Source organism: Edaphobacter sp. (assembly GCF_035763405.1).
GTDB lineage: Bacteria > Acidobacteriota > Terriglobia > Terriglobales > Acidobacteriaceae > Edaphobacter.
In genome coordinates, this window is sequence record NZ_DASUBE010000022.1 from 19,945 (window position 1) to 27,731 (window position 7,787).

The 7,787-nt window shown below is 59.6% G+C and carries 5 protein-coding genes; all 5 read left to right on the plus strand.

From position 1 onward, the window contains the following. Positions 1 to 76: 76 nt before the first annotated feature. Positions 77 to 2,545: a 3-hydroxyacyl-CoA dehydrogenase NAD-binding domain-containing protein gene (locus tag VFU66_RS02355; RefSeq protein ID WP_326444626.1), complete on the plus strand. Its 2,469-nt coding sequence runs from the start codon at positions 77 to 79 to the stop codon at positions 2,543 to 2,545. Between the two features lie 12 nt (positions 2,546 to 2,557). Continuing rightward, positions 2,558 to 3,736, plus strand: a complete 1,179-nt coding sequence (locus tag VFU66_RS02360; protein WP_326444627.1) for an acetyl-CoA C-acyltransferase — start codon at positions 2,558 to 2,560, stop codon at positions 3,734 to 3,736. Between the two features lie 53 nt (positions 3,737 to 3,789). Next, entirely contained in the window at positions 3,790 to 4,035 is a 246-nt protein-coding gene (locus VFU66_RS02365; RefSeq protein ID WP_326444628.1) for a hypothetical protein, read from the plus strand. 150 nt (positions 4,036 to 4,185) lie between these two features. Beyond that, complete coding sequence (locus VFU66_RS02370) at positions 4,186 to 6,015, plus strand: acyl-CoA dehydrogenase FadE (RefSeq protein ID WP_326444629.1); 1,830 nt, start codon at positions 4,186 to 4,188, stop codon at positions 6,013 to 6,015. 156 nt (positions 6,016 to 6,171) lie between these two features. Then, positions 6,172 to 7,787: S53 family peptidase (locus tag VFU66_RS02375; RefSeq protein ID WP_326444630.1), on the plus strand; the 1,616-nt coding region annotated here is incomplete at its 3' end.

Consider the following 7,787-nt stretch of genomic DNA (forward strand, 5'->3'; position numbering starts at 1 on the left):
CTTGCTTGACGGTATGAATGGCCATTCATTATGCTGGGCTGCAATCGGGATGATTGCCCGATGGAGCCTGGGAACTATGACGTTGAACACGGCCGCGCCTGAGACGACCCTGACCAGACAGATTCGCAAGGTGGCCGTTCTAGGCGCCGGAACCATGGGGTCGCGCATTGCGGCCCACTTTGCCAACGCCGGGGTTCCCGTGGTGTTGCTGGACATCGTTCCCCCCGGAGCGGCAGCGGACGCGGGTAAGGCGGTGAGGAACAAGTTTGCGCTGGGCGCGTTGGATGGCCTGAAGAAGTCTAAGCCTGCGGCGTTTTATTCGCCTGAAGATGCGCGGCTGATTGCGGTGGGCAACTTTGACGACGATCTTGCGCTGATTGCGGGATGCGACTGGATTATTGAAGTCGTTGCTGAAGATTTGGAGATCAAACGGGCGCTGCTCGGCAAAGTGGAGCAGCATCGCCGCGCTGACGCGATCGTTACAAGCAACACGAGTGGACTGCCGATCCACAAAATTGTCGAGGGGATGAGTGAGGGGCTGCGCCGCCACTGGTTCGGCACGCATTTCTTCAATCCTCCTCGCTATATGCGGTTGCTGGAGATTATCCCCACGCCTGATACGGACCCTGCTGTCGTGGCTTTGGTGGAGCATTTTGCGGATCAACGACTGGGCAAGACGATTGTTCACTCACACGATACGCCGAACTTTATTGCGAATCGCATCGGCACGTTTTCCATGAGCAATGCGATGCGACTGATGCAAACGCAAGGGCTGACGATTGAAGAGATCGATACGCTGACCGGCACTGCGATTGGCTGGCCGAAGACGGGAACGTTTCGGCTAGGCGACATGGTGGGCGTGGATGTGCTGGCGCATGTGGCGAAGAACTTTCAAACGCAGGCTGTGGCTATCAAGGATGAGCGTGCTGATGTGGGGGCGGCGCCGTTTATCGCGGGAATGCTGGAGAGGAAACTGCTGGGCGACAAGGTGGGGCAGGGCTTCTACAAGAAGGCGGGCAAGGATGCCGAGGGCCGCGATGTGCGGCTGGTGATTGATCCGGCGACGCTGGAGTACAGGCCGAGCACGCGCGCGAAGTTTGCATCGCTGGACATGGCGAAGAATGTTGAGTCGGCTGGCGGGCGGATTGCGCAGTTACTTCATGGAGACGCGAGCAAGGACAAGGCCGCAGCGTTCTACTGGCCGTTTCTGACAGAACTGTTTACTTATACGGCGAATCGTGTACCGGAGATTGCGGACAACATTGTCGAGATCGACCGGGCGATGAAGGCGGGCTACAACTGGGAGCTTGGGCCGTTCGAGATGTTCGACGCCTCCGGTGTGCGCACGACGACGGAGAAGATGCGCGCGGCGGGTGCGCCGGTTGCGGCGAACGTTGAGAAGCTGCTTGCTGTAGGCGAGAGCTGGTACAAGGATGATGCTTCGGTGCCGAGTGGGCGTCTCTACTTTGACCCGGTAGGGGGTAGTTACAAGCCGGTGGTGCTGCCGGCGGGCGTTGCTTCGCTTCAGGTGATTAAAAAAGCCAAGGGTGTCGTGAAGAAGAACCCTGGGGCTTCGGTGGTTGATCTGGGCGATGGCGTGGCGGCGATTGAGCTGCATTCGAAGATGAATGCGCTGGGCGACGACATCGTGAGCCTGATTACGCAGACGCTGAAGCCTGCCGGCGACCTGGTTGCGAACTTCGAGGCGTTTGTCATTACGGGTGAGTCGGCGAACTTCTCTGTTGGGGCGAACCTGATGCAGTTGCTCCTGACTGTGCAGGAAGAGGAGTGGGACGAAGTTGATCTGGCGGTGCGGGCGTTCCAGAACATGACGCAGGCGATTAAGTTTTGTTCGCGTCCGGTGGTGGTTGCGCCGTATGGAATGTGTCTAGGCGGGGGAACGGAGATTAATCTGCACGCCACAGCACGGCAGCCTCATGCGGAGCTTTATATGGGGCTGGTGGAGACGGGAGTGGGGCTGATTCCGGGCGGCGGAGGTTGTAAGGAGATGACGATTCGCAGCGTGGATGCGGGGACGAGTATCCGTCCGGACGGGCGCGGCGAGGGCGTGGAGTTGTTCGAGGCGCTCAAGAAGAACTTCGAGACGATTGCGATGGCGAAGGTTTCGACCTCGGCTGCGGAGGCACGAACGATGGAGTTTCTGAAGCCTTCGGACGTGGTCACGATGAACCGCGAACGGCTGCTGATGGATGCGAAGGTGCGAGCGCGTGCGCTGGCCGATGCCGGGTACGCGCCTCCGGTGCCGCGCATGGACATTGCGGCTCCGGGGGTGAACGCGCTGGCCACGCTGAAGCTGGCGGTGTGGACGATGCATGAGGCGCAATACATTTCAGACCACGACGCAAAGGTGGCGAACTGGGTGGCGCATGTGTTGTGCGGAGGCAAGGTGACGCCGGGCACGCCGGTCAATGAACAATACCTGCTGGATCTTGAGCGCGAGGCGTTTCTTTCGCTGTGCGGAGAGAAAAAGACGCAGGAGCGGATTGCGTTTACGTTGAAGACGGGGAAGCCGCTGAGGAATTAAGGGGTGGTAGTGATGAGAGACGTGGTGATTGCATCGGCAGTTCGCACGGCGGTGGGCAAGGCTCCGCGTGGGACGCTGCGCACGACGCGGCCTGATGACCTGGCGGCGTTCGCGATTAGCGGCGCGCTGGAGCGCGTGCCGCAACTGGACCGCTCGGAGATTGAGGACGTGATTCTGGGCTGTGCGATGCCTGAGGCAGAGCAGGGAATGAACGTCGCGCGCGTGGCGAGCTTTCGCGCGGGGCTGCCGGTGACGGCTTCGGCCATGACGATCAATCGGTACTGCTCCTCGGGTTTGCAGAGCATTGCGCTTGCGGTGGATCGGATTCGCGGCGGCGGGGCAGAGGTGATTGTTGCGGGCGGGACGGAGAGCATGTCATTTGTGCCGTTTGGCGGGAACAAGATCTCGGTAAATCCGTGGCTGGTGGAGAACTATCCAGGGTCGTATATGTCGATGGGGCTGACGGCGGAGCGGGTGGCGAAGCACTACGGTATTACGCGCGAGGCGATGGACCAGTTCTCCTATGAAAGTCACCAGAAGGCGCTGGCTGCGATTGCTGCAGGACGGTTTGAAGATGAGATTGTGCCGATTACGGTGACGAATACGGTCTTCAACGACAAGGGCAAGGCCGAGACAGTTGAGTCGGTCTTCAAGCAGGACGAAGGGCCGCGCGCGGATACGTCGCTGGAGGCGCTGGCGAAGCTGAAGCCGGTGTTTCATGCGAAGGGTGCGGTGACGGCGGGGAACTCGTCGCAGACTTCGGATGGGGCTGCTGCTGCTGTGGTGATGTCGGCGGAGCGGGCAGCGCAGCTTGGGATTAAGCCGACGGCTCGGTTTGTGGCGTTTGCTTATGCGGGGTGTGACCCGGAGGAGATGGGCATCGGTCCGATCTACGCGATTCCGAAGGCTTTGAAGCTGGCGGGGCTCTCGCTCGATCAGATGGATGTGATTGAGTTGAACGAGGCATTTGCTGCGCAGTCGCTGGCTGTGATTAAGGTGCTGGGGATTGATCCGGCGAAGCTCAACGTGAACGGCGGCGCGATTGCTCTGGGTCATCCGCTTGGCTGCACTGGGGCGAAATTGACTGCAACTATTCTGCGCGAGATGCCGAGGCGTAAGGCAAAGTACGGCATGGTGACGATGTGCGTCGGTGGAGGCATGGGGGCGGCTGGAATATTCGAGGCGATTTGAATCGAAGGTATAAATCGCAAATGTAAATCTGGGGGAGCCGGGAGGAAGTAGATTTGAATAGCGATGTCACACTCAGAAAGCAGGTTGAAGCGCAGCGCGAAATTCTGGAGATTCTGATACGGATAGTTGCGGCTCAAGCGAAACAAATCGATGCGTTATTGGCCGCGTCAGACGAGATGTTGCGCGCTTACGAAGCGACAGGGAACATAACCGAGAACATTGATAGCGAAATTATTGCCCAATTAGCGTCCATAGCTAAGCGTGTATCAACACTGGAAAGAGCTACACGCGAGGAGTGAGTTGTAGCCATTGGGAATATAGAACGGGCCTTCGGCCCTTTTCGTATATTGCAATACCACCTGGGGCGTTGCCCCAGGCTGGTATAGAGCGGGCCTTCAGCCCTTGTTGAAAGGGAAGTATGGCGTCACCCAATAACAAGGAGAAATACCATGTCCACGTTGATCGCATCCACTCCTACTAAGAAGGTCGCCCCCGGAGGAAGTTTTCTCATTTCAAATGCGGCTCCAGCCGACTGTACCTTCCCTGAGGACTTTAGCGAGGAGCAGCGGCAGGTGGCGCAGACTACGGCGGAGTTTGCGGAGAAGGAGATTGTGCCGGTCTCCGACCAGATTGAGGCGAAGGATTTTTCCGTCACGCGGCGGCTGATTAAGCAGGCGAGCGATCTTGGGCTGACTTCGGTTGATATTCCGGAGGAGTATGGCGGGCTGGAGATGGGCAAGGTGACGTCGGCGATTATTGCGGACAACATCGCCAAGCAGGGGAGTTTTTCGGTGGCGTTTTCGGCGCATGTGGGCATTGGGACGCTGCCGATTGTCTGGTACGGCACGGAGGAGCAGAAGAAGAAGTATCTGCCGAAGCTGGCGTCGGGCGAGTTTGTCGGGGCGTATGCGCTTTCGGAATCGACGAGCGGCTCCGATGCGCTGAATGCGCGGACGCAGGCAGTGCTTTCGGAGGACGGCAAGACCTATACGCTGAACGGCGAGAAGATGTGGATTACGAATGCGGGCTTTGCCGACATCTTTACCGTCTTTGCGAAGTGCGAGGTGAAGGAGGGCAAGGACGCGGGCAAGGAGCGGTTGACGGCGTTTCTGATCGAGCGCGGCACGCCCGGATTTACCGTGGGCAAGGAGGAGCACAAGCTGGGTATTCGCGGTAGCTCGACGTGTCCGCTCATCTTAGTTGACTGCAAGATTCCTGTTTCAAATCTTCTGGGAGAGGTGGGCAAAGGGCATCATATTGCGTTCAACATTCTGAATGTGGGGCGGTACAAGCTGGGCAATGCTGCGGTGGGGGCGGCGCGGATGGCGCTGTCGCGCGGCATTGCGTATGCAAAGGAGAGGAAGGCGTTCGGCAAGCCGATTGCGGAGTTTGGGCTGATACAGGAGAAGCTGGCAGACGCGGCAGTTGGAGTTTTTGTGGGCGAGGCGCTGAGCTACAGGACCGTGGGGATGATTGACGTGGCGCTGGCTGAGGTGGACAAGAAGGATGCCGGTGCGATTCAGCAGGCGATTGAAGAGTACGCGGTGGAGTGCTCGATCTGCAAGGTGTGGGACTCGGAGATGCTGGACCGTGTGGTGGATGATGTGGTCCAGATATTTGCGGGCTACGGCTATGTGGAGGAGTATCCGGCGGAACGGGGGTATCGGGACTCGCGCATCAACCGGATATTTGAAGGGACGAACGAGATCAACCGGTTGATTATTACCGGCAGGCTGATGAAGTCGGCCATGGAGGGCAAGCTGGCGCTGATGCCTGCGATCAAGCAGTTGATGGACGAGGTGATGGCAGGCCCGGGGGAGAAGACCGAGCGCGAAGGGCCTTTGGCCGAAGAGCATGTGCTGCTTGCAGGCGCGAAGAAGGCGACGTTGTTTGCGGCCGGTTCAGCGTCACAGAAGTATATGGCGAAGTTGGCGGATGAACAGGAGATTGTTGGCGCGCTTGCGGACATGATTATCCAGGTGTACGCAATGGAGTCGGCGATTCTGCGCGCCGAGAAGATGGTGGCGAACGGCAGGGGGGCGCAGGGAAGCGGCGTGCCGCCGATCCCCGTGGCCCTGGCGCGGATCTATGCGGACAAGGCGATGTCGGTGATTGAGCTGGCCGCCCGCAAGGTGATCGCCGCGGTGGCCGAGGACGACGCGCTGCGCACGCAGTTGACGATTCTGCGGCGGCTGTTAAAACACGATGCGGTGGATACGATTGCCTTGCGAAGACAGGCGGCCCGACACGTCCTTCAGGCGGGGAAGTATGCGCTGTAGTGAGCGGCAGGACGGTGCGATACAAATTCTTTCCGAAAAAGTAGGCGCAACCTTTTCCGGCAGCGTCTGTCTAAGCAGGTGGGTCTCCAGGCCCTGTGCGTTGCGTGTGGAGATTCGAGGCCGTTCCGTTGAGCAATGATACGTTAAGGAAAGACTATGCCCCGTCGCCTGTTGGTCCCCTTCGCCCTTTCTGTAGCCGCGTTTGTTGCCGTTTCCACCCCGCTGCAAGCTGCCAGCGCCCATGACCGGATCACTTCGGCAATCACGGGTAACAAGCGCGCCGTGCTGGAGCACTCGGTTCCGTCGCGTGCGCTGCGTGCCTCTGACCTGGGAGAGGCGCAGGCGGACCGCGCGCTGACCGATCTTTCGGTGCGCTTCAGCATGACGGACGCGCAGCAGGCTGACCTGACTCGGCTGCTGGCTGCGCAGCAGGACCCGAACTCGCCCGAGTATCACCAGTGGCTGACGCCGGAGCAGTTCGGCGCGCGCTTTGGCCTGAGCACGGCGGATATGGCGAAGGTGTCGGCGTGGCTGACCGGTCAGGGATTTAAGATTACCGGCCGAGCGCGGAGTTCGACGTTCATCACCTTTACGGGTACGGTAGCGCAGGCAGAGAAGGCATTCGGTACCAGCATTCACAGCCTGACCCTGAACGGCGAACGGCACATCTCCAACATGAGTAATCCGACGGTGCCTTCGGCGCTTGCCGGTGTAGTGGCGACTGTGACCGGACTGAACGACTTCAGGGCAAAGGCGCGCGGCGCGTCGCGGAGGGTGAAGCTGAACCCGGACTATACCTATACCAGCGCGGGCTCGACGAGCCACTATATTGCGCCGGGTGACTTTTACACCATCTACGATCTGAACCCGCTGATCAGCGGCTCGCCCGCGATCGATGGCACTGGCATTACGATTGCGGTGATGGGGCAGACGCGGCTGCTCCCCGCACAGATCGCGGCCTTCCGTACCGCCGCAGGCTTGCCCGCCAATGTGCCGACGACGACGCTCGCGCCCGGGAGCAGCGATCCCGGAGTGCTTTCTGGAGATATTGACGAAGCCTCACTCGATGTGGAGTGGGCGGGCGCGGCGGCCCCAAAAGCCACGATTCTTTATTACTATTCGACGGACATCTTCAGTGGATCGCTGACCCAGGCCATCGATAACAACGTGGCCCCGATTATCACGAACAGCTATGGCCTGTGCGAGACCATGATTAACAGCAACTACAACATCGCCACCTTCAATCAGCTTCTGCAGCAGGCCAATGCGCAGGGCATTACGGTGATCAGCGCGGCAGGTGATGGCGGAGGCACGGACTGCGATTCGACGGGATTGGCGAGCGAAGGGCTTGCGGTTGATTTCCCTGCAAGCTCGCCGTTTGTCACCGCTGCTGGCGGAACGATGTTCTCCGGCGACGTGAACAATTCGAGCCTGTACTGGAATTCGAATTCTTCAACAAGCGGCAGTATCCAAAACACAACCTCGGTGAAGAGCCCCATTCCCGAGTCGGCGTGGAACGAGACGGACTCCAGCACCGGGCTTACTGCGGGTGGAGCGGGTGGCGGCGGCGCGAGCGCGTATTTTGCCAAGCCCGCATGGCAGACAGGCACCGGGGTTCCCAACGATGGGTCGCGCGACGTTCCGGATTTTGCGCTCAACTCTGGCGCGCTGCATGACGGCTACATTGTTTGCAGCCAGTCCGACTGCACGAGTGGATTTACGGCTGGAGGCGTGATTGATGTGTTCGGAGGTACCTCTGCCGCTGCGCCTAC